Genomic DNA, 25,610 nt, shown 5'->3' on the forward strand with positions numbered 1-25,610 from the left:
CCAAAAGTCAGGCGGTGGACGGAATGACGTAGCGAAGGCAAAGCCCTACAACGTCACTCCATGCCGCCTGGTGCGCGGGGGCACGTTCGTTATGGCTTCGCGCGGTTACGCGTCGCCTTGTTCTTTACTGCCGGTTTTGCCGGGTTGTTCTTCGGGTTTTTTGCGGCTGCGGCGCGGAGGGTTTTCTCCGGCGTGGCTTTCACAGCCTCCGATACCACTTCCTGCGGGGCCGGTGGCATCTCGCCCTCACCTTCACCGTCGATGGCCGTGGTCAACTTTTTGATATTGCGATCCAGTAATTCGATATCACGCGCCACGCCAATTTTTGCATTGAGCTTGATAGCCTCCTGCAAATGAGTGCGGGCGAGTTGCTGGGATTCCACACCCTGATCAATGCGCACGGTGTACCCCATGGCTTTAAACAGCTTTGCCCTGACCTGATCGGGCATATCTTCATGAGTAGTGATACCGTTCAGCGCGTTGAGGTTATCCATGCTCACCGTTGCCTTTGCCGGGTTCGCTTTGAAGGCGGCAAGGATGGGATCGCAAATCTCTTCAACCAGCACCGTGGCAGTGGTACGGCGGTACTGGTCTGGCATAGGGATTTTATGGCGTAACACGTATTGGCCTAACCGCAGCGCCTGCGCGATATCACCGGCATCCGCTGCCCAGATCATGACGGTGGTGATCACTTCATCCGCCTGGCCTGTATCTGCCTGTAACGTGCCATCAATCCACGGCTGGTAATCTGGCAGGCGTTCGCTTTTTAGCTTCGCTTTACCGGCATTTGACTGGATGCGGCTAAGGTCGGCTTTATCCATGCGCAGACGAAAAAGTACTTGCTCGTAAGCAGTCTTTTCGGCTGTTGACGGCCTGCCACTACTGCGACGCTCGGCCATCACCCGATCAAAGTGCTTTTGTGCTGGTGTTAACATTTATGCCCCCTGAACAGGCCAGCTAACTGCTGGCCTGCGGCGTCTTATGGTGCTGGTGCTGGCTCGGCGGCGGTGATGCCCTCGATCAGACATCCGAAGCCGTAATCTTCAATGACATAAGCGTCATTAGAAGAGCTGTACGTTGAGACGCGGTTATATTCCGGCTCCTCAACGATGCGGCGACGGTGCCCACCTTCCTGCCAGTAGATTGAGAGGTTTTCCCAGGAGGTAATAAACATGCTGCCGTCAGGGAAGAATGGCGCGATGAATGACGGCAGATTGCCGATCGTTTTACGCGATGCAATCAACTGCCCGGCCAATGCCTCAGAGTTTGGGTTATTGGTGCTTACGGCGTTGATGATCGGGAAAGAGCGGCTTACCGTCAGATTACGCCCGGTGATCACCACCAAATCCGGTGAATCTTTGTACCACTCATCCATGAGTGAACTGACTGCATCAAACACAATGGAGTCGTAGTTGCCGTAATCACCCTTCGCAATCACCTGGTTGGTATCGTCGCGGCTGGTCACGGTGATATTTTTCATGACGCGCTGAGCAGCATTAGCCCGGTACTGTTGGAGCCAGCCGGTACCGCAATCCTGCAATAACGGGTTAGCGGCACGGTCTGATTTCTCCGCGTAACTGGTACCGTTGAAACCGATCATGATGCGATCAAGTGCAATACGTTTGATGATCTGATTACTCAGGCGCTGCTGAAAGTCTTGGAACTTCGCCCAGGCATCAAGCTGCGTATAAGGCGTGAAGGTGTCGGCGTTCACCTTATTACAGGTGTATTTATTCGAATCAAGCGCCGCCAAATTAGTCGGCTGACGGCGATCGGTAGTCGAATTGTTGGTACTGGAAACCGGGCCGCTGACGCCCAAACCAATTTTTTCGCCCGACTGGTCGTTAACGCCATAAATATTGATTAACTTGAGCATCTCAGAAGACTGTTGGATTTTGTCTTCTAGCGTCTGCTCAACGCTCGGATCAATGCTGTACGCTTTAGTAATGTGGGAAGCGCTGATATGGTTGAGTTCAGCCTGTCGCTGAATGTACTTATCAAACAAATCACGGGTTGTATTACGCATTTTATTTTCCTTTACTGAACCTGACGCACTGAGCTTTATCAGCAATCAGCCAGATGTTGAGTTGATTGACCATCGCCACCAGTGGCAGGCGGGCGCTGGTTGTATTGCTCTGCGTCCTGGCCTTTCAGTTTTTCTTCCAGCGCTTTGAAATCATTACGCAGGCTTTGCAGCTCGGTGGCGTCAGCTTTAGCTTTTACCGCCGTTGAAAGCTGTGTTGTGCTGTCCAGCAGCTTGCCCTGACTTTCAGCAATCGCCTCGATAGCTTCACGGTTTTCACCGTTCTGCTGGCTGAATTGTTGCTGCGTGCCGCCCAGCAGTGACTTAATGCGGGCAAAGAAGTTTTTGCCCTCATCCTGCGGGGGCTGTTCGTCTTCAAACTCCATCGTGGATTCAACGGACGCAGTGAAGAAACAGGCAGGATCATGCTTGCGGGATGACAGCGGATTAACGGGATTGTTAGCACAGAACTGCATCATTTCGGTGCCCAAACTGGCAGGGCTATCGGTGCAGGCCAGTCCCATCAAATAGGCTTCTCCGGTATCGGCAAAAGACGGATGCACCTCTATGCTGTGATAAATTTTCTGGCGGTTCTTTTTCATCGCAACCAGATCATCAGTGGCATCAACCTGCACATATAAGCCCATTTTTCCCTTTAGCGGCTCTTCGGTGATCTCTTCCGCCTTAACGGAAATAACATCGCCATACGCGCGAAAATCGCTATTTGGTGAGTAGCCCCGCAGGTGTTCAAGATTGACGCGGGCACCGTATACGGTGGGGTTAAAACGTTGTGCCATCTGCACAATATGCTGACGCTCGAGCGTCCGGCCATCGCAGGTGGCACCCTCGACAGCAACACGAAATGGTCTTGACTTTGGCATGTCGAAATCCCGAATGAGTGAATGATATTAACCAGTGCCCCTATCATTCCCGTCACGGCCGAAAGGCGCAAAGCGTTGCCGTTGTTGCCGCCATCCGACAATGACAACCCAGAGCGACGCGCGCGCGGGCGCGGTACTCTGCGACGATGAAACAGACTTCCCCCGATGAACCACGGATTGCCGCTAAGGTCATGTACTGGCAGGCATACAGCATCACGCAGATCGCAAAATCGATCGGCGTGAGTTCCAACACGCTGTATTCATGGCGTCGCCGCGATAAGTGGGACGAGTCCACGGCACTGGAGCGCGTACAAGACCGGATGCAGGTGCGGCTATTACGCCTGACAGAAAAGCCAGACCTGACCCCGCACGACTTCAAAACCATCGATCTGTTGACCCGCCAACTGGTGCGGATGGAACGCGAAGAGCACCGCAGCGAAGAGAAAGGGCGCGAGAAGAAACAGAAAAATCATTTTGCGGAGGAGCAGATCGGGCAGCTTCGCGCTCTGGTACTGGATTCGCTCTACGAGCATCAAAAACGCTGGTACAAACAGCGCGAGCGTCGCAACCGCTTTATCCTCAAATCTCGCCAGATTGGTGCCACATGGTACTTTGCCCGCGAGGCGCTGCTAAGGGCGCTGGAAACCGGCAACAACCAGATATTTTTATCAGCCAGCCGCGCCCAGGCATTCCAGTTCAAAAAGTTCATCCAGTTACTGGCGGCACAGGTTGGGGTTGAGCTAAAAGGCGGCGACGCCATCACCCTGAGCAACGGCGCAACGTTCTATTTTCTCGGTACATCTGCGGCAACAGCGCAGAGCTATACCGGCGATCTGTATCTTGATGAAGCATTCTGGATCGGCAACTTCCTCAACCTGCGCAAAGTCGCGGCAGGCATGGCAACCCACGAAGGACTGCGCAGAACTTATTTTTCCACGCCATCCAGTGAAGAACACGAAGCCTATCAGTTCTGGACAGGCGATCTGTTCAATAAGACAAGACCCAGAGCTGAGCGGGTAGAAATAGACATCAGCCACAAGGTGCTGAAAAACGGCAGGCTGGGCGGTGATGGGATCTGGCGGCAGATTGTCACCATTGAGGACGCCGTAAAATCCGGTTTCAACCTGGTGAAAATCGAAACTATCAAGGCAGAAAACTCCCCTGAGGATTACGACAATCTTTACCGCTGCCGTTTCGTTACTGTCGGTGAGCGCGCCTTTAACTACAACGCCATGATCGGCTGCTGCGTTGATGGCTTTAATGATGACGTCTGGCCCGACTGGAAACCCTTTGAAGCCAAACCCATAGGCGATCGAGGCGTCTGGATTGGTTGCGATCCCAACGGTAGCAGTGGTAACGGTGACTCAGCCGGACTGAGTGTGTTAGTTCCGCCAGCCGTTCCGGGCGCAAAATTTCGCGTAATTGAACGCATTCAGCTTCGCGGAATGGAATTTGAAGAACAAGCAAAAGTCATTAAAGAGCTGACTGAGCGCTACAACGTTCAACACATTGCGATAGATGGCACCGGCATTGGTGATGCTGTCTGGCAACTGGTGGTGAAGTTCTTCCCTCTGGCCGTTAAATACCAGTTTTCGGCACCCCTTAAACGCGCCATGGTCATGAAAGCGTTAATGCTTATTCGTGCTGGCCGCCTTGAAATTGACGCGGGAATGTTAGATCTCGTCCAGTCGTTTATGACCGTGCGTAAAGTGCAGAAAGGCGGCGTAATGACCTATATATCCGACAGAAAACGCGGCAGCAATCATGGAGATCTCGCCTGGGCAACAATGATGGGGTTGTATAACGAGCCGATCGGCAGCGAAAGCGGCGGCGAAAATGACAGTTTTGTAGAGGAGTTTTAAACGTGAGCCGCAAAAAGCAACAATACCAGGCAAGAGAACAGCAGCAGCCTGCTGCCGTAGAAACCAGCGCTGTTGAATCTTTCAGCTTTGGCGACCCAATAGCCGTTACCGATCGCAACATGTTTATGGACCTCATGGAGTGCGCAGATAACGGGGTGTGGTTTGAGCCGCCAATCAGCCCCTACGGTGTGGCAAAAATGTTTGACTCAACGGCCTACCACCAGTCACCGCTGATATTTAAACGCAACGTGATCGCGTCCTGTTATATCCCTCACCCGCTGCTGAGCAGGCAAGAGATGAGCGCGTGGGTGCTGGATTACCTGGTGTTTGGTAACAACTACATGGAGGTGCGCCGTAACATGCTGGGCGAACCAATTGCCCTGAAACATGCGCAAGCCAAATACACCCGACGCGGCAGCGATTTGAGGAAGGATCAATACTGGTTTATCACCCGACGCGATGCAGATCACCCCTTCAAGCCTGGCAGTATTTGCCAGATAAAAAACCCCAGTATTCACCAGGAGATCTACGGTGCGCCGGAGTATATGGCCTCGCTCCAAAGTGCCATGCTCAACAATGAAGCCACCATATTCCGCCGTAACTACTACATCAACGGCAGTCATGCCGGGGTTATCGTTTACCTGACCGACCCGATCGCCAATAACAAAGACGTTGAGAGCCTAAAGAAATCATTGAAGGACGCGCGCGGCGGGGGCGCATTCAAAAACCTGTTTGTTTACGCAGCGGGCGGGAAGAAAGACGGCTTGCAAATTATGCCATTCAGCCAGATAGCTGCCAAAGATGAGTTTACCGGTATCAAAGATGCAACGCGGGATGACATGCTTGCCGCCCATCGCGTTCCGCCTCAGCTCATGGGCGTGATGCCAGGCAACGCCGGGGGCTTCGGTGACGTAGAGAAAGCTGCCCGCGTGTTCTCCATCAATGAGCTGACGCCGATACAGGAAAGTTTGAAAGAGCTGAATGACTGGCTGGGGATTGAGGTTATCCGGTTCAACCCTTACGCACTCGCAACACCGGCCACGCCAGCCGCCTAACCATTCAAAAATATTGATGCTTCGCCCTCTCGCAGGATGATCGCAACCCCACCAAAACCCAAACGTCATATAAGCCCCTCAGCGCCACGCTGACAGGGGCTTTCGTTTTGCACCCTCTCGCACTACCGCAGCACGACCACATCAAAACAGAGCCGCACAGCCGCGAAAAAGGGCATATACAAAGGCACCATCCCTACCCCCTCAGCGCGCGATGGTTCCCCCGCCTCGCCCGCACACAGATCCCCCGTCTTTTTGTGCAATCTTGCAGATCACGGCAGGCCGCGCCGCGTCTGGGCTTGGCTGGTAAAAGTACCATCAAAAAAATTGTGCATTTAAATGCAAAATTGTGCGGTGATTTTTGAATGGAGAGAAGCCACCAACATCGGCGGCTTTTTCGTTAGCGGGAAGCATTGGAAAGTTGGCGAAGAACAGCAGAAATCTCTACGGTACTGATGGCACCAGTGGCAGCGGAAACCGTTAATTCTTCCAGTTCGTTACCTTCATCACGGATCTGAATACCGTTGCGGTTTAAAAACGCCATCGCCACAAAAAAGGCTGTTCGTTTATTCCCATCATTGAAGATATGGCCGCGAGCTATGGCGATAAGGTACATCGCCGCAAGCTCGTGAACATCCTCAACACCTTCATAGTAAAGCTGGTTCTGTACGCGATAGATAATGGCCTCAGCCCGACCTGGCTCCGGCATTCCTGGAACCCCTGGCAGAACTGCGAGCAAGCGATCGTGAAATGCTACCACCTCCTGAGCGCTGATCCATTTCATCTATCAGCCAGTGCCTTAATGGTGCGCCCATGTCGCCCCATAATTTCGGCAAACTCTGTATCAAGCTTTGCCTCTTGCCATGCATTGAAATCATCACGACTGATAAGTACAGCGGCTGACCCATCGCGACGGGTTATTTCTACCGGTTCGCCAGCGGTAGCGGTCTCCATTACTTCGGCAATATTCTGCCGCGCCTGAGATGTGGTGTAAGTTCGCATATGCCCTCCTTTAATGTACAAATTTAACGTACAACACATACGTACAACAATCAAGTTTAATCACCGCTACTGGCCCGCATCCACCTCGTTGAGCGCCGCCATAATCGCCAAGCGCTCAGCAGAGGGTAACGCCGCATACTTTGCCCGCCAGCGCTCCACTTTGCGCTTAATGCGGCTGCGATCATTGTAATCTTTGCCAGCAAACGCATGAGAATATGCCCGCCCTTCGCCGTAGTTCATCCAGATTTTTTCTGTTCTTACCCCGCCGCGCGTCATAGCCTGGAATTCCAGGCTGCGCCAGCCTGCTAATGTTTCGTCATAAAGCTGTGACGGGTAGCCAGACAGGATCACGCTGACGTTTTCCGGCAGGCTCATGAGGGAGGCTAACAGACGCTCATGATCGGCAACGGTATATTCATGGCGGTAGCGGGCGCGGCTGGTGCGCGTCTCCGGCATATAAGGCGGATCGACATACAGAAGCACCTGGCTATAAACGGGAAGACTGGAAAAGTCGAAACGGTTAAGGCAATCAACCGCATCACCATTAACCAGCTCGCAAAAAGGCGGGGCTACTTTCGCGAATCTCGCCAATGTTTCCGAATCTATATCAATGCCAATATTATGCCGGGCGGGCGGTTTACGCAGCATGATGGCCCCACCGCCTAAGTGAGTTTCAATGTATGTATCATGCGGCGGCATCTCGGCAATAATTTTTTGATAAACCCCACTGCCGCCTTTACTCCCTAAATAACTCATCTGTAAAACCTCATATTGCAGCTGCAGCACTGTCAAAAGTGACGGTGCTCGATACGTATGGCCAGCATTGCCAAATCTGACAGTGCGGCACCTATGTCTGTGCGGTACCGCCCTTCAAGTTGTTAAACCGTTGCAATAAGTTTCGCGCGCGCGTCCCGTAATCCGGTTTGCTCTGCCGGACGTTCCCGCAGTGATCAACCCGGTAGAACTTCCCGCCGATATCTACAACATGCCCAGCAGCCAACCGCCGCAGGACGTGCGGAGGCAACTCCCAACCAATTGAGTGGGCGTATTTACTGAGATTTGAAACGAGTTCGTCCGCTGCCTGGCTAAATGCCTGCTCTCCTTTGGTTTTTTCGCGCGGAGTTGTGGACGATATTTGATAATTCCGCCCTTCTGGCGGGTGATTTCTCAGCCTCCGAAGTAGTGCGCGCCGCGCTTTGTCGTCCATCCGGTCAAAATCGGGGATTTCTGGCGGTAATGTGCTGTCAATTTCATCAACGGGGTGAGCGTTAACAGCCTCATTTCTGGCTGTTTTTTGCTCTCCCGTAGAGTTATTGACAGAACTCCAAGGGACGGCGGGGCCGTCCTGAAATGCAGAAGCCTCCACGGCTGACACGCTGCGCGCGTCGCCTTTGGTAGCCTGTTTAGTGCGTATCTTCCACTTGATCAGACGGGTGCAGATGCGGGAAACCTCTCCCAAAAGCGGAGAGAACACACCAAAAATCTTTTCCGGGTTTTCGCCGTAGTCGTTTTGTTCTTCGGCTTCTTCGTAGGCAATCCTCACCGTGTACCGATCGCGCGGTATCAATACGCCGCCCTGTTTGGTGATATAGCTGGCGAAGCAGCCCACATCAGCAGCAGCTAGCACGGCGTCCATGGCCTGATCCGCAAGCATCTGAGCACCACGCTTGAATGTACCGGCTTCTTTCTGGATGTTTTCAAGCTGATTATTGAGTTTTCGCAGCTCACGCCACACCGTCACAGGTGGCTGACCGAATGGCTGGAACTGGCGAATGCGGTGCTGAGAAGCCCACGCCATCGCGTATTTTGCTGTTTCCTTTAAAGGTTTGCCCGTTTCGTCATCCACTTCACCGGCCAACGCATAACCATCAATATTTTTACTGATGTACTTCGCTACATAGGCGGTAGCACTACCTTTTGCCGGGTCCATTTTCTTGGCTTTAAAACGTGCGCCGGTATTCCGCCCCAGCTCTGCGCGGTCTTCTTTGGTGAAATAATCTCTTAGGATCTCAATAGTCTCTTTGACCTCATCAGGCGGCATGAATAACAGTGCATGCCAGTGCGGCGTTGCATCGTGATGAGGCTCCGCAACCCGGAAACCATAAGGGCGAAGACCACGGCGCTTTAATGCAGATGTAGCGCGGCCCCAGACTTTGCATAAATAGCGCTGAGCCTGGCGCGGTGAAGCGTGTGACCATTTGGGGTTCTGGTGTCCGCTGTGGATGTTGCTGTGGTAGCGGGATGGGCAGGTGATGGTAAGAAATACCCCTTCATCACCGCGATCTATAGCGACAAACTCCACGCCTTCCATGCGGGCCATCAATTCATGACGCCGTATCGCCGGATTGCTTACGCTGGCATTCACCATATTTTCCAGTGATGCCACGTTGCCATCTTCGTCAACCAGTTCATGTGCTTTGAAAAACTCGCGATTCTTGCGACGCTGCTCCTGCCATTGGCTCAGGGCGTCAAAGCTCACGTAAGGCATTCTTTTTTTGTGGATCACGCCGATGGCACGGAATTGGTTTTCACGCCACTCACAGCGCATACGCCACAGCTTACGGCCCCACCAATCCGGTGAGGTAATGCGCAGAATAGAAGAGAAAACACTGAACCGGTCGAGCGTGCAACGCCATAGAGGCGGGGTTACACGCAACCCAAAAACTTCATTTCCCAGATGGCGGTATAACCAGAAAAGATCATCATCTTTCATCTCTGCTGGTGTGGTTTTTAAGGCGTTGCACTCAGTTTCAAACATTTCGGCCACGCTGCTGGCGATCTGATTCGCGGCGGTTAGCACTTCACGTTTGCTGTATTCCGCTAAATGCGTCCAACGTGTACGCCAGTACACCACCAGTTCTGATGAACTAGCATCACGTGCAGTTTGGTGCGCACGCACGGCCTCCAGACGCAGCAATGCCTTTTTCACGGTACCCATGAAAAAGGCGTTGATGTGTCTTTCTTCGCGGTTTTGTCTCAACCAATGAATTTTTTGTCGATAAGCCTCACGAATAAAAAACTGCTGCTCAGACAGGCGTTCCTCGACGCCAGCAGGACTCTCGGCCCACTGCCGGGCATGATCAAAATACTGTTCGCGGATGGCTGATGCGTAGTCTCGACGGAGTAACAAACTGGTGTTGTCAGGTTCGCGAAAATCTAAAGTTCGTACTTTCTCGGCAAAGCTGACGTTATCGCTGGGTTTCCATATTCCTGAGCGTTTAATCAGGCGAGTGATGTGATTTTCAACCAGCGGATGTGCTGGCATTTCATCCGCTGTAATTTCGTCAGAGGCAGGCGCGTCATAATAGGCGGAAATTGCCGGACGCGGCGCATTCCACCAATAAGCGTATTCGGTTAGATCAGGAGTCACTCGCAGACACCGCCTTCAACCATTTCGTTATAAGTCATACCTCCCATAACCGGCCCGCAGTCCGGGCAGCAACCACCACCGGCGCGATCACAGCCAGAACAAACCTTGAGTACGCCGATCACTTCTTTGGCTTTGTGGCGGTTCCCCGCATCAGTGCTTACGGAGCGCTGAACGTTGATTTCATGGAAATTGAACGGGCGGTATATTTCGCGGGTGGCGGCGGTGTCGCTATTTGAGATCACTACCGGAACGCCATATTTACGGTTTGCTGCCAGCAGGGATTTGACCAGTTGTTGATGATGGTCAGCGGTAAAGGAATGGGTGTGATACTGGGTAAAGTTCGCCGTTTCACTTTCAGGCAGATATGGCGGATCACAGTAGATAACAGCATCAGTTCCAACCATCACAGCAACGGTATTCTGGAAAGAGCTGTGAAGGAAAATAGCCTTGGTATCGTTGGCCTTTTCAGCAAACTGCCGGATCTCTTCTTCTGGAAAATAAGGCGCTGTTTTATGTTTGCCGTAAGGTACGTTATAGCCACCCTTCTGGTTATATCTGCACACACCGTTATAGCCGTGACGGTTCAGGTAGAGAAAGAGCGCGGATTTCTCCAGCCCATCGACCTGAGAATTGAATATTTTACGGTTGTCCTGGTAGGCGCTGGCGTTGTTATCTTCTTTAAACATCACGCTAGCCAGTGCGATCAGTTCGTCGGCGCTGTCTTTTGCGTGTTGGTACAGTCGGATCAGGTCAGGGTTGATATCCGCTAAAATATACCGGCGATAATCGGTATTGAGGAACACAGCGGCACCGCCAACAAAAGGCTCAATAAGGCAATCAGCCTTTGGCAGATGTGGTAACAGATCGGGCAGAACGCGAGTTTTACCGCCTACCCACTTCACGAATGGACGGCTCATAACATCGGTTCCTTATCGGCGATCAGATGCTGGAAGATGTGGGAAACATAAATTGATTTATGCACCGCATCATCAACGGCGCAGCCGGGCTTTCCGTTGAATGCCAGATCTCGCGCGTGATCAAACCCAATAAATTTACCCAGCACGCAGACGGTTTTTACATCTAAATCGGCCTCAGGCTCCCATGGCACGGGCAAACTTGTTCGCTCATATGCAACGCGAAGGTGCGCGGCGACTTCTGCACCCCAAACCTTGGTATATTCCAACCCAACCGGAAATTGATTATCGGAAATAAACTGACTGAGTTGTGACAGAGCTTCGGAAAGGCAAGGTGATCCGGTGCCTACCAACTCAGCGCGCGATTCAGGATCAAGACGCAATAAAGTCTTAATCTCGCCGCCGCTGACCTTAGCCCCATAATTCAGAGAACTATCAATATCTACGCGCGTGTAAAATCGCTTTCCGGTGCAGCCGGTTGAAGGTTCAAAAAATACGGCGCCAATCGCCACGATGGGTGAATTCGCCTTACGGCTTAACGTTTCCAGACTTAGCATTAAATGATTCATATAAATAATCCTGAATTTTGGATGAGTTAATCCGCCGCCACTTAATAAAATGGCAACAGTGAGAAAAAGTTAATTAATGAAACGTGGTGAAGCGCTAAGGATTAAAGCAACTTGTTGAACAGAGAAATAAATGAAGCAAATAATCCTTTGTTTATTTTTTTCGTATAAACAAAGGGTTTACTCATTCCCTTTATGAATTGAACCTTAGTAGGCTCAGGCTTGAAGAAACGACCGTCAGGAGTTTCAATCCAGCCGTTAACATGGCGGTGGTGCGTAACTTGACAGCCTTTCTTCAACATACTGGCGAACGATGGGGCGTAGTTGCTCATGATGAATACCTTATTACAACTGTTTGCGGGCTTGGCGCTCTACGGCCTCGCGCTTGGCTAAAAATTCAGACCGTTCCTTTAGCCTTTTATTTCTTACTCGCTCACAACGCTGCCGTATCAAACACTGAATTAAATTTAGTATCAGGAATGCAAAAATCAAAAGACCAATAACCACCTCAACTTCCATGTTATTCACCATTAACTTTTAACTTATCTATCGTTTGCATCGCTTCCGCTAATGCGAAGTCACGCCCAAAGTAATTACCATCGCTCAAAACGTTATAAGCTGCTTTCATTGTTGCTGAGTTGCGCGGACATTTATGAATAGTGAATCCGCGATAAACATAACTATGGCGACTTAATTGAATTAATTGGCTCATTTTATCCTTATCAGCTATTTGCTATAGCATCTTTAAGCATGGCAATCATGTTTACTTCAATCTTGCCGCCCGAGAGTTCTTTAGGCCGAATAATGATCCGCCCATCTCTTACCATGCCCCGGCAGGTATCAAAGGGGATCCCCGTTACTTTGGCGTATTCCTTAAGAGAAAGATAAGGAGCCAGCACATTCATATTGATGGTGATGCTTTCCATTAAAACACCTCGATCATTCGGCGCTGGCTGCTTCCATTCCACGCAAGTACACCAAACGCGCCATGCTTGAGATTGAACGACATTCTTTGGCGGCCAACTCTTCCAATGATGTACGTTCAGCGATGGTCAATCGCATCGGAATTGGGCCTGCGGTAGCCAACCCCTTAGGCAAACGTGACCTTTGAGTGTGATCTGCTTGTTTCATAGTGGTATATTGTGATCTGCTATGAGTCTGTGAAAAACATTGTGGTACGAAATTTAGTACCAGTCAAGAGAAAAAAAATGAAAATACGTATCGGAGAGCGACTTCGTGAAGAACGTGAGCGCCTAGGGTTAAGCCAAGCAGCGATAGGTGAAATTGCAGGCATCAGAAAACAGACCCAGCTCAAGTACGAAAAAGGTGACAACAGCCCTGATGCTGCTTACTTAGCAACACTTTCTAAATTTGGGCTTGATGTACTGTACGTAGTTACAGGAATTCGTTCGGCTGAAACAATGAGCGCAGATGAGCAAGAACTGATCGGGCATTATCGCGCCGCTCCTCTAGCAGTTAAAGCTGCTGCTCTTGCGGCCCTAACTGCGGGCACTTCTGCATCAGCCCCAGTAAATGTTTCAGGTCAGGGCAACCGTGCAGCCGGCAGAGATTTTAACGAGAACAAGAAATAGAATTAACAGGGAGTAGTTATGAGTAATAACGTAAGGGGTAAAGAAAATCGGGCTGCCAGTAGAGATTTTCATGAAAACAATGTTCAGGCTGGACGTGATGTGATCAGCATATTGCTCCCTGATCTACCAAAAACCGAAATCCGCCCCCTTGTCCCGGCCCAAAGAAAACAGCTTAACAAATTGGTTAAAGAAATTGCCGAAGCTAGCAACGAAGAAGGGTTTGTTGTCTGGCAGAAAGTTCATGCTGAAGTCAGTGTCAAAAACATTGACGAAATTACCGTAGATCAATATCCCAATGCTCTTAACTATTTGCAATCCATGCTGGATCGGCTACGTGATGGCAATGATTGCAAATCACTAATGCACCAGCTTCTAAAAAAAACATCCGAAAACAAAGTGCGCCAACGGTTGTATGAATATTGCGATATTTCATTTGGTACGCGCCATCTTGCCGATCTTGCTAAATCACAACTTCAACAAGCATTAGGCTGGCTGTGTAACGATCTTACTGAGAGTGAAAAAATCATACCGCCGCCATCATCACGCCTCGTCTGGTCAGAGTTAATTCGCTCGTACCCCACGATAATTGGGCCAATATTTATATTTGGAATAGTGATAGGGGCAGTCATCTTCTGATAAATCCCTATAGATATGTTTCTGCTATTTCTTCGGATCTGGCAGAACCGTTACAACCTTACAATGAAACCCCGCTCATCATAGGAATCTTGGAATGGAAAACCTTTTTGTCATTATTTCATCTATCGCAGCAATTGCGTTTTGGATTGGCCTGTTAAAACCAACTTGGGTAGGAATGCCAAACAGGAAGAAATCATCACTCTTTTTTATCCTAGTGTTGATGTTAACAGGAGGAGTTAAGGCGTATCTATATCCCGCTCAACCATTTGCAGAGGAGTTAGGCACGCATAATGTAGATAATGATAAAAAACCAGTGCTATCAAGCAATAATGAAACCAAAAACATCAAGAGGTTTTCCGACATTACAACCATGATGGCTGATTTCAACGATTACCCACCTGAGAACGGAGCATTTAAAATTTTATCTACAGCTCCTTTAACAATCCAGCTTTCCCCACGCATTACAGTGGAGGATTTACAACAACCTGAATACATGATTGAAGGTCTACAGAGAGCCGCTGTATATGGTGTTTATAGAACATTCATTCATACAAGCAATGATTCTATTTCGGTTGTTGTAATGCCTTTGCTAATTGATGCTAAAAACAAAAAGCAAAGGTTTATGAATGAATACACGCTTAAGGTAACTTCGACCAGAGCCAAGGCGCTTACCTTAGCTAAAAAATATTCCGGTGTATCTACATTTGATAATTTGGTTAAAACAGATGGCTATCAGTGGGTCGATAGCTTTGCATCATGCTGTTATTGGAATATGAAGACATCTAGTCATGATGAATTTTTTTCTGAACTTATTAAAAAATAAGGCCTTTGCATGACAGTTCGTAAACTTCCATCAAACAAGTGGCTAAGTGAATGCTATCCCTACGGGGCAACTGGCAAGCGCATCCGCAAACAATTCGCAACCAAAGGCGAAGCGCTTTCACATGAACGCCGCCTTATGAATAATGCCTCCAGCCAGGTCATTAATGATAACGCTGTGACCCTTTCGGAATTGGTTGGACGTTGGTATGACATGCATGGCAAAACGCTCACGTCAGGCGAAGAGCGCAAAGCCAAACTTGATGCCATCTGTGAGCGTCTAGGTGATCCATTAGCCGCTCATTTGGATAAGAATACATTTGCGGTTTATAGGGAAAGGCGTTTAAGCGGGGAATGGAATCCGAAGGGGAAAAAGAAGCTAAAGGAAGCTACCGTCAATCGGGAGCAGTCCTATCTTCATGCTGTATTCGCCGAAATGAAAAGGCTTGGTGAGTGGAAAGGTGATAATCCTTTATCAGGTATTAGGCAATTCAAGGAAGGAGATCAGGAGCTGGCATTTCTGTACCAGGAAGAGATAGAAAAATTGCTTGAAGCTTGTGACCATTCAGCCAATAAAGATCTCGGCATCATCGCAAGAATCTGCCTAGCAACCGGCGCACGGTGGAGTGAAGCGCAGGATTTAAAGCAGTCCCAAATTCTGCCCGGCCGTTTAACGTTTACCCAGACAAAAAGTAAAAAAAACCGCACGATCCCAATTTCCGAAAGATTACAGAAACTCTTACCCAAAAAGCGCGGAGCACTGTTCTCCCCTGCTTATGAGTCTTTCGATGCAGCATTGAAAAGGGCAAATATTGAGTTACCTAAAGGCCAGCGCACTCACGTTCTGCGCCACACCTTTGCCAGTCATTTTATGATGGGGGGTGGAAATATCCTGGTACTACAACAGATTCTAGGCCACAGCACGATCATGATGACAATGCGGTACGCGCACTTTGCGCCCGACCACCTTGATGCAGCTGTTACGCTGAATCCGTTTGATAGTCTGACGGTTGAAGATCCCCCCCAAACTAAAAGCTGAGTCGCCAACTCATCGCCATTCCATCGCCACTTACTCTAATTGCAGGCATAAAAAAACCACCCGAGGGTGGCGATAATATACGACATTACTTTTTTATTGCTTTGAATCTTAAATGAATTTTCCCATGGTACCCGGGACGAGACTTGAACTCGTACAGCCTAAGGCCGAGGGATTTTAAATCCCTTGTGTCTACCGATTCCACCACCCGGGCTCCGGGAAAATTGGAGGCGCGTTCCGGAGTCGAACCGGACTAGGCGGATTTGCAATCCGCTACATAACCGCTTTGTTAACGCGCCTTTAATTCTTACTACTTATCTTGTACTTAAGCCGATATCACGACCTGCTTAATAAATTTGGAGCGGGAAACGAGACTCGAACTCGCGACCCCGACCTTGGCAAGGTCGTGCTCTACCAACTGAGCTATTCCCGCTTAATCAGAACTTACTGATTTTTTTAACTATCTTCTGGCAAGCGTTGGCTGCCTTCTGATGCGTTGCATTCTACTTACCTGACGCAATGAGTCAATAAAATTATCTACTACACACGCTCGTTTGACGCTTTTTAACTCAGTTTGATCAGGGTTCCAGCAAATCATGGCGTGCGGCATTCAAATATTGGAACATTGACCAGAAAGTCAGCACGGCAGCAATGTACAGTGCACCCACTCCAGCCCAAATAACCATCGCATCAGGACGCCACAACAGTGCGACCAGCGACAACATCTGCGCAGTCGTTTTTACTTTTCCAATCCAGGAGACAGCAACACTGCTGCGTTTACCTATTTCAGCCATCCACTCACGTAATGCAGAGATGATGATCTCACGAGCAATCATGGTTGCCGCAGGCAAGGTTATCCACCAAGCGTGGAAATGCTCTGCAACCAGCACTAAGGCTATGGCGACCATCACTTTATCTGCTACTGGGTCAAGGAACGCACCAAAACGCGTGGTCTGCTTCCAGCGGCGTGCCAGATAGCCATCAAACCAATCTGTGATCGCCGCAAAAACGAAAATCAGGGCACATGCCGTCGGAGCCCATGCGTAAGGCAAGTAGAATGCCAGCACGAAAAACGGGATAAGTACAACGCGAAACAGGGTTAGGCACGTCGGTATATTAAATTGCATGGCGTAGGTAAATGTCTGTCTTGTGTGGTTATTATGAGTATGTTGCTACATCGCTCTTAGTGTTTCAACGCATTATGGATCTTTTCTGCCAACGCGTTAGAAATACCTGGCACTTGTGCAATCTCCTCGATACTGGCATTCAGCAACGGCTGAATCCCGCCCATATACTTCAGTAAAACTTGCCGGCGCTTGGGACCGACACCTTCGATCTCTTCCAATGCACTGGTATTACGCACTTTGGCGCGTTTTTGCCGGTGCCCGGTAATAGCATGATTATGCGAATCATCACGGATATGCTGGATAAGATGCAGAGCGGGCGAATCCGAAGGCAATGAAATTCCCTCGCCTTCCGGGACAAAAAACAGCGTCTCCAGACCCGCTTTACGGTCCGCGCCCTTCGCTATACCAATCAGCAGTGGCTTTGACTTGTCCCACGTTACATGCAGCGAAGAGAAAACGTCAATCGCCATACCCAGTTGCCCTTTCCCTCCATCGATAAAAATGACATCAGGGATTTTTTTCTCTTCGATGGTTTTACCATAACGCCGGCTCAAAACTTGTGCCATCGCAGCATAATCATCACCGGGCGTGATACCGGTAATATTGTAGCGTCGGTATTCTGAACGCAGCGGTCCATTGGCATCGAAAACCACGCAGGAAGCGACGGTTTGTTCACCCATAGTATGGCTGATATCAAAACATTCCATACGGTTAATTTCCGAAAGTTTGAGCGTTTTTGCCAACTCACTCATTCGCTGATGGATAGTCGACTGCTGTGCCAGTTTGGTCGTCAGAGCCACCGAGGCATTGGTACGTGCCAATTTCAGATAGCGTGCCCTATCGCCCCGAGGCTTACTCTGAATTTGGACTCTGCGCCCTGCCATCTCACTCAGCGAATCCGCCAGCAGATCCTTTTCCGTCAAACTAAAATCGAGCAGTATTTCTCCAGGCAATGTCCGGGATTGGCTGCCTTGTAAATAAAATTGTCCAACAAAGGTTTGCACCACTTCGCTCAGCTCTGTACCGCCTGGAACTTTTGGGAAATAACTCCGACTGCCCAGTACTTTTCCCTGGCGAATAAAAAGCACGTGGAGGCAAGCCATACCAGATTCAAAAGAGACGCCGATAACATCCAGGTCTTCACTGTTGCCTGAAACAAATTGCCGCTCTGTCACGCGTCTTACGGCCTGAATCTGGTCACGGATGCGGCCCGCATCTTCGAACCGCAGCGTTTTACTGGCTTCTTCCATGCGTTCAACCAGATTATTCAGAACTTGTTGGTCCTTGCCTGAAAGAAACAAGCGGACGTAATCAACTTGCGCTTTGTACTCTTCTTCACTGACCAATCCTTTGACGCAGGGACCCAAACAGCGGCCAATTTGATATTGTAAACAGGGACGTGATCGGTTGCGGTAGACACTGTTTTCGCATTGACGGATCGGGAAGAGTTTTTGTAACAACGCGAGAGATTCACGCACAGCGTAGGAATTCGGAAACGGGCCGAAATATTCACCTTTAGCGTGCTTGGCACCGCGGTGAATTGAAATCCGCGGATGATTGTCAGCACTCAAAAAGATCAGCGGATAAGATTTATCATCGCGCAATAACACGTTGTAGCGCGGTTGGTAAAGCTTGATGTAATTATGCTCAAGCAGTAGCGCTTCAGTTTCAGTATGGGTGACAGTTACATCGATTTGCGCAATGTTTTTGACCAGAGTTTCTGTTTTACGGCTCGAAACCTGCAGGCGAAAATAGCTGGAAAGACGTTTTTTCAGGTCTTTTGCTTTACCGACATAAATAACGGTGCCACTGGCGTCGTACATTCTGTACACACCCGGTTGGCTGGTGACCGTATTTAAAAAAGTTTTGGGATCAAAACGTTCATCACTCACTGCCAGACAAAGTCTCCGCATTGAACAGACCGTGCCGGATAGCAAGGTGCGTCAATTCTACATCGCCATTGATATTTAATTTACTAAACATCCTGTAACGATAACTGTTAACCGTCTTCGGGCTCAAGTTAAGTTGTTCCGAGATTTCGTTAACCTTCTGACCTTTGGTGATCATTAGCATGATTTGCAGTTCGCGTTCAGAAAGGCTGTCAAACGGCGTTTCTGACTGTGGCTCAATCTGACTCAGAGCCATCTGCTGAGCAATATCTGAGGCAATATAGCGCTGGCCTGAGTCCACCAGGCGTATCGCATTCACGACTTCCTGTGGCGCCGCACCTTTACTCAGGTATCCATAAGCTCCCGCCTGCATCACTTTGGCTGGCAATGGATTTTCGGTATAGATAGTCAATATGATAATTTTGATGCCAGGTGAGAAACGGACAATCTTTTTAGTCGCTTCTAAGCCACCGATCCCCGGCATATTCATATCCATCAAGACAATATCTACATCGTTGCTGCGACACCATTTAACGGCGTCTTCGCCGCACTGGGCTTCACCCACAACTTTGATGCCCTTGATATCTTCTAAAATGCGTCGGATCCCTGCGCGCACCAGTTCGTGGTCATCAACAAGAAGAACGCTAATCAAAGAGTATTCTCCAAAAGTAAGGGCAACACACCGTCATGTTTTCATGGCTTGTCGGCAGACGATATTACGTAACAAACGTGAATAAAGAACTTTGGACAGCTTTACAACGAAGAGAGTGTAGCATTCGCAGGTCGATTATGGCGCTGAGGACCTGGCTGTCAGACATTGACAGCGGAAATTAATAAAAACCAAGTAAAAACGTTAATCTAATTAACTGCAGCAGTTTACTCCATACACAAGAAATTGACCACGTAATGTCTGTAAAAAAAATGTGGTAGTGCATGTAAAATTCAAATGCCATAAAGGTAAAGGGCACTTAAAAACCATTGATAAATCATAGATAAATGTATTATCAATGATTTCATTAAGTGGTTATAAATCAAGCTGCCCTGCTCTGGTCGATGTCTAATGCTACGGGTTAATGGCACTTAAATAAACAGCGCAATTTGTCGCCAGGATACATCTAAAATATAAATATATTATTAGCCTACATAAAAAACACGAGGGTTTCGAATGAATAAAACTCTCCTGAAACTTGAAGAACTTTCAATACCAACAGCACGTTTAGTTTCCTGTAGATTGGCAGCACAAGTTAAGCCCTCATTTTAGAGTAACCGCCTGAAACGCAGTGCTACACGAAGTGCGGAATGATTGTGTTAGAATACTGCCACTTTCTTTCTGGCTGATGAAAAATGCCAGAAAATCTTTTATTGAATGAGCTGAGAACAGCTTTGGAGTCCGAATGAGTAACTGCGATTTTACCACTGAAGCCAATGTCGAAACGCTGGCAACGGAAGTAGCGTGCCTGAAAGCCACCTTGACTTTGATGCTAAAAGCCATCGGTCAGGCAGATGCTGGCAAAGTCATGCTGAATATGGAAAAATTTGCGGCTCAGATGGAAGACGAAAAACAAGCCGACATATTCAGAAACTCTCTACAACAGATCAAATTCGCCTACCGTCAATAAGTCATTTTAATCTCTGCATGCCAGACTCGCGCGCAGTGCGCGCCTGGCATATTTTCCGCACCCCCCCGCGCTCAACCCCCATCGCCTTCCTGATTTGCCGTCCAATTTCTGCTAAAGTTAAACTTCAACTTTCTCCACAAGACTTTTGCTCCGGTAAAATGTCTTAAACAGGAAAAACCATGAGTGAGAAAAATAGCGACAACAAAACTAAAGCTGATGCAGTGCATATCAGTGATGGTTTGGCCAAACTGCACGAGGTTGCCGAACTGATGACCGAAGAAGAGTTGCAGCAAAAGGCAGATGAAGCGAAACAGGCTGTGGAAGACGCGAAAAATAACCGTCCGAGATAATGCCGTCCGTCACTGGTTAACTCTTTGTCTGTCCCAGCTTAACTAAGGGCTGTCTGGAAACGGCGGCCTTTTTTAGCATTATCCTTTGTTGGCAAACTTCAGTCCGGAAAATCTCGCCCGATGCATGTTTCTCCTCTTGCTCCTTTTCAGTCGGTGACCACCCTTGCCATTCAGTATCAGCATGGTGAATATGAACCTCTGCACAGTCACGTCTGTTCGCAGTTGATTCATACCCTGAGCGGAGTGGTTGAAGTCAGAACCCAGTTAGGTGTATGGATGGTGCCTCCGGGCCGAGGCGTATGGCTTCCCGCCGGGATCGAGCACAGCCTGCGTTTTATAGGTGAAGTTCGGGCCAGAACACTCTTTGTTGACCCTCTTGCCCGCGCCGACTTATCTGCGCAATGCCAGGTTGTACAGATTTCGGCACTCTTGTGTGAGCTCATTTTCGTTTCCCTGAGTATTCCCCCTGACTATTCCAGCGGCGGGCGCGATGAACGCATCATGGAGTTACTGCTCGATGAACTGCGCCTGTTACCGGAGCTGCCGCTGCATCTGCCAGAACCTAAAGAGAGTCAGTTGCTAGAGATCTGCCAGCAGATCCGCAACGCACTATCTTCCCATTGGGAACTTGAAGACGTGGCTTCAAAGCTGGGTATCAGCGGCCGAACTTTATCACGGCGTTTTCAGCGCGAAACGGGTCTGCGTTTTAGTGATTGGGTTAGGCGGGCAAAATTACTGGCGGGATTGCAAGCGCTGGCAGCAGGAACATCAGTGTTAGATGTTGCACTGGCACTGGGCTATGACAGCCCCAGTGCCTTTAGTGCGATGTTTAAACGCGCGCTCGGCGTGTCACCCAGTGACTACTTTTCACTTGAGCTTCCTCTCCCGGCATTTCACCCCAAAAACTGAGCAGCTGCATTAAAGAGAGCCTGTAATGATGCGCTGGAAACATCACTGTCGATACCAACACCGTAGTGCTTTTCTCCCTTACGCTGGCAACTTACATAGGCCACAGCACGACTATGGCTCTGGTGCCCCAGCGTATGTTCATGATAATCACCAATCTCAAACTGCACATCAAAAGTGCGGCTAAAGGCGTCAACCGCACCGGATAGCAGACCATTCCCCGTTCCGGATAAAATGTGTTCATACCCTTCGTGGGTAATCCGAGCACTGAAATGGCAGATATTGTGTTCATCGCTTCGAATATCGTAGCTCAGCAACTTCAACTGAGGTTGATCAACCAGCCCATAACGCTGGCGGAATAGACGCCACACATCACTGGTGCTCATCTCTTTACCCGTGGTATCGGTCTCACGTTGTACGGCTTTACTGAACTCAATCTGCAAGCCACGTGGTAGCTTCAGACCGTGATTTTGCTCGAGCAACCAGGCAGCGCCACTTTTGCCCGACTGGCTGTTAACGCGGATCACCGCCTCATAGCTGCAGCCAACATCGGCCGGATCGAGCGGTAAATAGGGTACCTGCCAGTAAGTGTCACCACGGTTGTTTTGTGCAGCAAAACCTTTTTTGATCGCATCCTGATGCGATCCTGAAAATGCCGTGAACACCAGATCTCCGGCATACGGATGACGCGGATGCACAGGAAGCTGGTTACACTGCTCAACCACTTCAACAATGCCTTGTAAATTGCTGAAATCCAGCCCAGGCGCAACGCCTTGGGTGTATAAATTTAGCGCCAGTGTCACCAGATCCACATTGCCAGTACGCTCGCCATTTCCAAACAAACAGCCTTCCACGCGATCGGCTCCGGCCAGCATGGCCAATTCAGCGCAGGCAACACCGGTTCCCCGATCATTGTGTGGGTGAACACTGATAGAAACCTGATTCCTGCGACTGAAATGACGGCAGAACCACTCAATCTGATCAGCATAAATATTGGGAGTACTGACTTCAACGGTAGCGGGTAAGTTGATGATCATCGGGCGCTGTGCATCCGGTTGCCAGATCTCCGTTACCGCTTCACAAATCTCCAGTGCAAAATCGAGTTCAGTAAAACAGAAGGTTTCCGGAGAGTATTCGAAGGTCCACTGCGTTTGCGGGTTCTGTTCGCACAATTCGCGAATCTGTTTCGCGCCCCGCACGGCCAGTTCTCGCGTGGCAGCGCGGTCCTGATGAAACACCACATCGCGAAAAATCGGCGCGGTGGCATTATATAAATGCACAATAGCGCGAGGAATATCCTTCAGCGACTCAAATGTACGCTCAATGAGGTCAGGCCGCGAAGGCGTTAAAACCTGAATGTGGACATCATCAGGAATGACTTTCTCGGTAATTAACCCGCGTACAAAATCAAAATCTGTTTGTGAAGCAGAAGGAAAAGCCACTTCGATTTGTTTAAAACCGCAGCGAATGAGCAGATCAAAAAAAAGACGCTTACGTTCATTATCCATTGGCTCGGCCAACGCCTGATTGCCATCACGAAGGTCACTTGAACACCACTGAGGCACCTTGTTTAGTACATTCCCAGGCCACTGACGATCAGGTAAGTTAACGGGAGGAAACGGACGATATTTCTGCGAAGGGTCAGCTAACATGGTAATTCTCCATTCAATGCTGCTAACGTCATGCCGCAGCCTGAAAAGAGTATGGCGTATTCGAAAACCCCTCGCGCCTTGCTAACTGACATCAACCCGTGCGCAACGGACAGCTAGCATGAAAAGGTTATTAAAAATAATAAGTTGCCGGGCTATAGATGACCCATAGCCCGCGTGGTCACTCTTCTTCTGCGTGATCAGCCACAAACTTAGTGACTTTCAGCAAGCGGTCAAAATGCGCCAGAATCATATCCGCGTCAGATTGCAAAATCTCCGTTGACGACTGGGTAGCGGCGGCCACAGCGCTATGAATGTTAGTCGACAGATCGTCCGTCGCCTCATTACCCAGCGTAAGCAAAAGCGCAGCAATCAATAGAGATTGGGCTTCAACCTGAGCAACCAGCTCTTTGGATTCCACTTCAACTTTTGATAATTTGATCAGCACATCGATCATCAGATTCTTCATTTACACACCCCTGTTAACTCTGCAAAATCGAAAATAGCACTGAATATTTTGACGCGGTAGCCGAGGCTGTCACACCTCGAGGATATAATCTCAGCCTTTCTTTTACTGTCTGATCCTGACGAAAAATAGAACGGCGCTCCCTGCTTCCTCAACCTATGCTAAGTTGAAGATATACTGGCGGCAAACAGCGTAGTACCGTCAGGGGGAGAAACCATGATTTTCCAGAAAGGAAGTATTGTGAAGCATCAATCGGGCGAGATAAAGGGTGTCATCAGCAATATCTTTGAACCCCAGTCAGGCGAGGTATCCTATTACATTTCGTGGGGCGATGGCACCATCAGCCTGCATCGAGAAAGTGAAATCCGCTGGGCAAGTGTAGACACTCCGCTGGAGATTAAAAATTTCTACGAGAAATAAGTGCCAATATTAAGTAATATTAGCGTCCTTATATAAGCAACCAAGATAAGCCATTCATGATAATCAAACCTAAAATTCGCGGTTTTATCTGTACGACCACTCACCCAGTAGGCTGTGAAGCCAACGTACGTGAGCAAATTGCCTACGTGAAAGCGCAGGGCAAACTAAAAGACGGGCCAAAACGCGTCCTGGTCATCGGTGCCTCTACGGGTTATGGGCTTGCCTCAAGAATTAATGCAGCGTTTGGTGCAGATGCTGCCACCATCGGTGTATTTTTCGAAAAACCCGGTAGTGAAACCAAAACCGGTTCCGCTGGCTGGTACAACGCCGCCGCTTTCGATAAAGCCGCCAAAGAAGAAGGCCTTTATTCCAAAAGCGTTAACGGCGATGCGTTCTCCAACGAGTGCCGTGACACCGTTATCAACCTGATCAAACAGGATCTGGGCAAAATTGATCTGGTGGTTTACTCGCTGGCATCGCCGGTCCGTAAAATGCCGGACACCGGAGAAGTCGTACGCTCTGCATTGAAGCCTATCGGCGAACCGTACCAGTCCACCGCGCTGGATACCAACAAAGACAAACTGGTTTCTGCCGTGGTTGAACCGGCCAATGATCAAGAAATCGCTGACACCATCAAAGTGATGGGCGGGCAAGATTGGGAACTGTGGATGGATGCCCTCGCTGATGCGGGTGTGCTGGCCGATAACGCGAAATCTGTCGCCTATTCCTATATAGGTACTGAACTGACCTGGCCGATTTACTGGCACGGTACGCTGGGTAAAGCGAAAGAAGATCTGGATCGTGCTGCACAGGCTATCGACAGCAAACTGAAAGTTAAAGGCGGTTCAGCTAACGTAGCGGTATTGAAATCTGTGGTCACTCAGGCTTCTGCTGCTATCCCTGTGATGCCGCTTTATATCTCTATCGTGTTCAAAATCATGAAAGAGCAAGGCATTCACGAAGGATGTATCGAACAAGTTCAGCGCCTGTTTTCAACCAAACTGTATAACGGTCAAACGCCGGAAACCGACGACAAAAACCGTCTGCGTCTGGACGACTGGGAATTGCGTGAAAACGTGCAAGAGACTTGTGGCGAAATTTGGGCACAAATCAATGATGACAACATCTATGAATTGACCGATTACAAAAGCTACAAACAAGAGTTCCTGCGCCTATTCGGCTTCGGCCTGAACGGCGTAGATTACGACGCCGACGTCAGCGCTGAAGTTGATTTTGATGTTATCGAATTAGTCTAAGCATGCATTAGCGACAAATTTGTAAATCTAAAAAGCCTGCATAATTGCAGGCTTAATAAGATGGTCACCCCCACCCTGTGAGCGGTACGCTGGCAGGGTGTTTTTCTTTCTGAAGGGGATCATCATGCAAAACGTTACGCTCATCGGTATTGATCTCGGCAAGCATTCGTTCCAT

General features: G+C 49.2%; 29 protein-coding genes and 3 tRNA genes. 11 read left to right on the plus strand and 21 right to left on the minus strand.

Annotated features, from left to right (window positions below; genetic code table 11):
- Window positions 1-89: 89 nt before the first annotated feature.
- The 3 genes from gpM to IEV89_RS08200 are packed head-to-tail and all read right to left on the minus strand — an operon-like array spanning window position 90 to window position 2,904.
- Window positions 90-935 (minus strand): phage terminase small subunit, encoded by an 846-nt coding sequence (gene gpM, locus IEV89_RS08190; protein WP_188472318.1) that lies wholly within the window; start codon window positions 933-935, stop codon window positions 90-92.
- Window positions 936-979: 44 nt separating this feature from the next.
- Window positions 980-2,026 carry a phage major capsid protein, P2 family gene (locus IEV89_RS08195; RefSeq protein WP_188472320.1) on the minus strand — a complete coding sequence of 349 codons (1,047 nt, stop codon included), beginning with the start codon at window positions 2,024-2,026 and terminating at the stop codon, window positions 980-982.
- 38 nt (window positions 2,027-2,064) lie between these two features.
- Window positions 2,065-2,904: a GPO family capsid scaffolding protein gene (locus tag IEV89_RS08200; protein WP_188472322.1), complete on the minus strand. Its 840-nt coding sequence runs from the start codon at window positions 2,902-2,904 to the stop codon at window positions 2,065-2,067.
- Between the two features lie 146 nt (window positions 2,905-3,050).
- Between IEV89_RS08200 and IEV89_RS08205 the strand changes: the two genes are divergently transcribed.
- Together IEV89_RS08205 and IEV89_RS08210 are read left to right on the plus strand one after the other, a co-directional pair.
- Window positions 3,051-4,766, plus strand: coding sequence for a terminase large subunit domain-containing protein (locus IEV89_RS08205; RefSeq protein WP_188472324.1), 1,716 nt, complete (start codon window positions 3,051-3,053; stop codon window positions 4,764-4,766).
- A gap of 2 nt (window positions 4,767-4,768) precedes the next feature.
- Window positions 4,769-5,821, plus strand: coding sequence for a phage portal protein (locus tag IEV89_RS08210; protein ID WP_188472326.1), 1,053 nt, complete (start codon window positions 4,769-4,771; stop codon window positions 5,819-5,821).
- Window positions 5,822-6,218: 397 nt separating this feature from the next.
- On the opposite strand, the gene IEV89_RS08215 is transcribed toward IEV89_RS08210, so the two are convergent.
- From IEV89_RS08215 to IEV89_RS21900, 10 genes are all read right to left on the minus strand, one after another.
- A complete protein-coding gene (locus IEV89_RS08215) occupies window positions 6,219-6,602 on the minus strand; it encodes a type II toxin-antitoxin system death-on-curing family toxin (RefSeq protein ID WP_188472328.1) in 384 nt (127 codons plus the stop codon).
- Window positions 6,599-6,820, minus strand: coding sequence for a type II toxin-antitoxin system Phd/YefM family antitoxin (locus IEV89_RS08220; protein ID WP_188472330.1), 222 nt, complete (start codon window positions 6,818-6,820; stop codon window positions 6,599-6,601). Before IEV89_RS08220 ends, IEV89_RS08215 begins: the two co-directional genes overlap by 4 nt.
- Before the next feature lie 66 nt (window positions 6,821-6,886).
- Window positions 6,887-7,576 carry a DNA adenine methylase gene (locus tag IEV89_RS08225; RefSeq protein ID WP_188472332.1) on the minus strand — a complete coding sequence of 230 codons (690 nt, stop codon included), beginning with the start codon at window positions 7,574-7,576 and terminating at the stop codon, window positions 6,887-6,889.
- Window positions 7,577-7,667: 91 nt separating this feature from the next.
- Complete coding sequence (locus IEV89_RS08230) at window positions 7,668-10,190, minus strand: replication endonuclease (protein ID WP_188472334.1); 2,523 nt, start codon at window positions 10,188-10,190, stop codon at window positions 7,668-7,670.
- Window positions 10,187-11,107, minus strand: coding sequence for a DNA adenine methylase (locus tag IEV89_RS08235; RefSeq protein ID WP_188472336.1), 921 nt, complete (start codon window positions 11,105-11,107; stop codon window positions 10,187-10,189). The genes IEV89_RS08230 and IEV89_RS08235 overlap by 4 nt, the downstream gene beginning before the upstream one ends.
- Window positions 11,104-11,673, minus strand: coding sequence for a 3'-5' exonuclease (locus IEV89_RS08240; RefSeq protein ID WP_188472338.1), 570 nt, complete (start codon window positions 11,671-11,673; stop codon window positions 11,104-11,106). Before IEV89_RS08240 ends, IEV89_RS08235 begins: the two co-directional genes overlap by 4 nt.
- A 101-nt stretch (window positions 11,674-11,774) precedes the next feature.
- Window positions 11,775-12,002, minus strand: a complete 228-nt coding sequence (locus tag IEV89_RS08245) for a phage filamentation protein Fil family protein (protein ID WP_188472340.1) — start codon at window positions 12,000-12,002, stop codon at window positions 11,775-11,777.
- 188 nt (window positions 12,003-12,190) lie between these two features.
- Complete coding sequence (locus IEV89_RS08250) at window positions 12,191-12,382, minus strand: DUF4761 family protein (RefSeq protein WP_188472342.1); 192 nt, start codon at window positions 12,380-12,382, stop codon at window positions 12,191-12,193.
- A 10-nt stretch (window positions 12,383-12,392) separates the two neighbouring features.
- Window positions 12,393-12,596, minus strand: coding sequence for a DNA-binding protein (locus tag IEV89_RS08255; protein ID WP_188472344.1), 204 nt, complete (start codon window positions 12,594-12,596; stop codon window positions 12,393-12,395).
- A 13-nt stretch (window positions 12,597-12,609) separates the two neighbouring features.
- A complete protein-coding gene (locus tag IEV89_RS21900; RefSeq protein ID WP_268235656.1) occupies window positions 12,610-12,732 on the minus strand; it encodes a hypothetical protein in 123 nt (40 codons plus the stop codon).
- A gap of 146 nt (window positions 12,733-12,878) precedes the next feature.
- Here IEV89_RS21900 and IEV89_RS08265 point away from each other — a divergent pair, with 146 nt between their 5' ends.
- The 4 genes from IEV89_RS08265 (at window position 12,879) to IEV89_RS08280 (ending at window position 15,756) form a co-directional block, all read left to right on the plus strand.
- Window positions 12,879-13,262: a helix-turn-helix domain-containing protein gene (locus IEV89_RS08265; protein WP_188472348.1), complete on the plus strand. Its 384-nt coding sequence runs from the start codon at window positions 12,879-12,881 to the stop codon at window positions 13,260-13,262.
- An 18-nt stretch (window positions 13,263-13,280) separates the two neighbouring features.
- Entirely contained in the window at window positions 13,281-13,898 is a 618-nt protein-coding gene (locus IEV89_RS08270; protein WP_188472350.1) for a hypothetical protein, read from the plus strand.
- A 94-nt stretch (window positions 13,899-13,992) separates the two neighbouring features.
- Window positions 13,993-14,721 (plus strand): hypothetical protein, encoded by a 729-nt coding sequence (locus IEV89_RS08275; protein ID WP_188472352.1) that lies wholly within the window; start codon window positions 13,993-13,995, stop codon window positions 14,719-14,721.
- A 9-nt stretch (window positions 14,722-14,730) separates the two neighbouring features.
- The gene (locus tag IEV89_RS08280) at window positions 14,731-15,756 is read left to right on the plus strand and encodes a phage integrase (protein WP_188472359.1); all 1,026 of its coding nucleotides are present in this window, start codon (window positions 14,731-14,733) and stop codon (window positions 15,754-15,756) included.
- Window positions 15,757-15,881: 125 nt separating this feature from the next.
- Here IEV89_RS08280 and IEV89_RS08285 read toward each other — a convergent pair.
- From IEV89_RS08285 to uvrY, 6 genes are all read right to left on the minus strand, one after another.
- Window positions 15,882-15,967, minus strand: a tRNA-Leu gene (locus IEV89_RS08285).
- An 11-nt stretch (window positions 15,968-15,978) separates the two neighbouring features.
- Window positions 15,979-16,052 (minus strand) — tRNA-Cys (locus IEV89_RS08290).
- A gap of 58 nt (window positions 16,053-16,110) precedes the next feature.
- Window positions 16,111-16,186: transfer RNA gene (locus IEV89_RS08295), tRNA-Gly, on the minus strand.
- Between the two features lie 145 nt (window positions 16,187-16,331).
- Window positions 16,332-16,880 (minus strand): CDP-diacylglycerol--glycerol-3-phosphate 3-phosphatidyltransferase, encoded by a 549-nt coding sequence (gene pgsA / locus IEV89_RS08300; protein ID WP_188472361.1) that lies wholly within the window; start codon window positions 16,878-16,880, stop codon window positions 16,332-16,334.
- Window positions 16,881-16,936: 56 nt separating this feature from the next.
- Window positions 16,937-18,793, minus strand: a complete 1,857-nt coding sequence (gene uvrC, locus IEV89_RS08305) for an excinuclease ABC subunit UvrC (RefSeq protein WP_188472363.1) — start codon at window positions 18,791-18,793, stop codon at window positions 16,937-16,939.
- On the minus strand, window positions 18,765-19,421 hold the full coding sequence (gene uvrY, locus IEV89_RS08310) for a UvrY/SirA/GacA family response regulator transcription factor (protein ID WP_188472365.1): 657 nt from the start codon (window positions 19,419-19,421) through the stop codon (window positions 18,765-18,767). The genes uvrC and uvrY overlap by 29 nt, the downstream gene beginning before the upstream one ends.
- 742 nt (window positions 19,422-20,163) lie before the next feature.
- On the opposite strand from uvrY, the gene IEV89_RS08315 reads away from it, so the two are divergent.
- The 3 genes from IEV89_RS08315 to IEV89_RS08325 all read left to right on the plus strand — a co-directional run bounded on the left by IEV89_RS08315 (window position 20,164) and on the right by IEV89_RS08325 (window position 21,647).
- Window positions 20,164-20,388 carry a DUF2594 family protein gene (locus IEV89_RS08315; RefSeq protein ID WP_188472367.1) on the plus strand — a complete coding sequence of 75 codons (225 nt, stop codon included), beginning with the start codon at window positions 20,164-20,166 and terminating at the stop codon, window positions 20,386-20,388.
- Between the two features lie 179 nt (window positions 20,389-20,567).
- Complete coding sequence (locus IEV89_RS08320; protein ID WP_188472370.1) at window positions 20,568-20,738, plus strand: hypothetical protein; 171 nt, start codon at window positions 20,568-20,570, stop codon at window positions 20,736-20,738.
- Between the two features lie 120 nt (window positions 20,739-20,858).
- Window positions 20,859-21,647 (plus strand): AraC family transcriptional regulator, encoded by a 789-nt coding sequence (locus IEV89_RS08325; protein WP_188472372.1) that lies wholly within the window; start codon window positions 20,859-20,861, stop codon window positions 21,645-21,647.
- Here IEV89_RS08325 and leuA read toward each other — a convergent pair.
- Window positions 21,632-23,296: a 2-isopropylmalate synthase gene (gene leuA / locus IEV89_RS08330; protein WP_188472374.1), complete on the minus strand. Its 1,665-nt coding sequence runs from the start codon at window positions 23,294-23,296 to the stop codon at window positions 21,632-21,634. The two genes, IEV89_RS08325 and leuA, sit on opposite strands and share 16 nt — an antisense overlap.
- Before the next feature lie 178 nt (window positions 23,297-23,474).
- On the minus strand, window positions 23,475-23,762 hold the full coding sequence (iraP, locus tag IEV89_RS08335; protein ID WP_188472376.1) for an anti-adapter protein IraP: 288 nt from the start codon (window positions 23,760-23,762) through the stop codon (window positions 23,475-23,477).
- A gap of 213 nt (window positions 23,763-23,975) precedes the next feature.
- On the opposite strand from iraP, the gene IEV89_RS08340 reads away from it, so the two are divergent.
- The gene (locus IEV89_RS08340; protein ID WP_188472378.1) at window positions 23,976-24,179 is read left to right on the plus strand and encodes a hypothetical protein; all 204 of its coding nucleotides are present in this window, start codon (window positions 23,976-23,978) and stop codon (window positions 24,177-24,179) included.
- A 56-nt stretch (window positions 24,180-24,235) separates the two neighbouring features.
- Entirely contained in the window at window positions 24,236-25,435 is a 1,200-nt protein-coding gene (fabV, locus tag IEV89_RS08345) for an enoyl-ACP reductase FabV (protein WP_188472380.1), read from the plus strand.
- The last annotated feature ends 175 nt before the right edge of the window (window positions 25,436-25,610 follow it).

It is taken from the genome of Hafnia psychrotolerans, from assembly GCF_014639435.1.
GTDB classification, from domain to species: Bacteria; Pseudomonadota; Gammaproteobacteria; order Enterobacterales; family Enterobacteriaceae; genus Ewingella; species Ewingella psychrotolerans.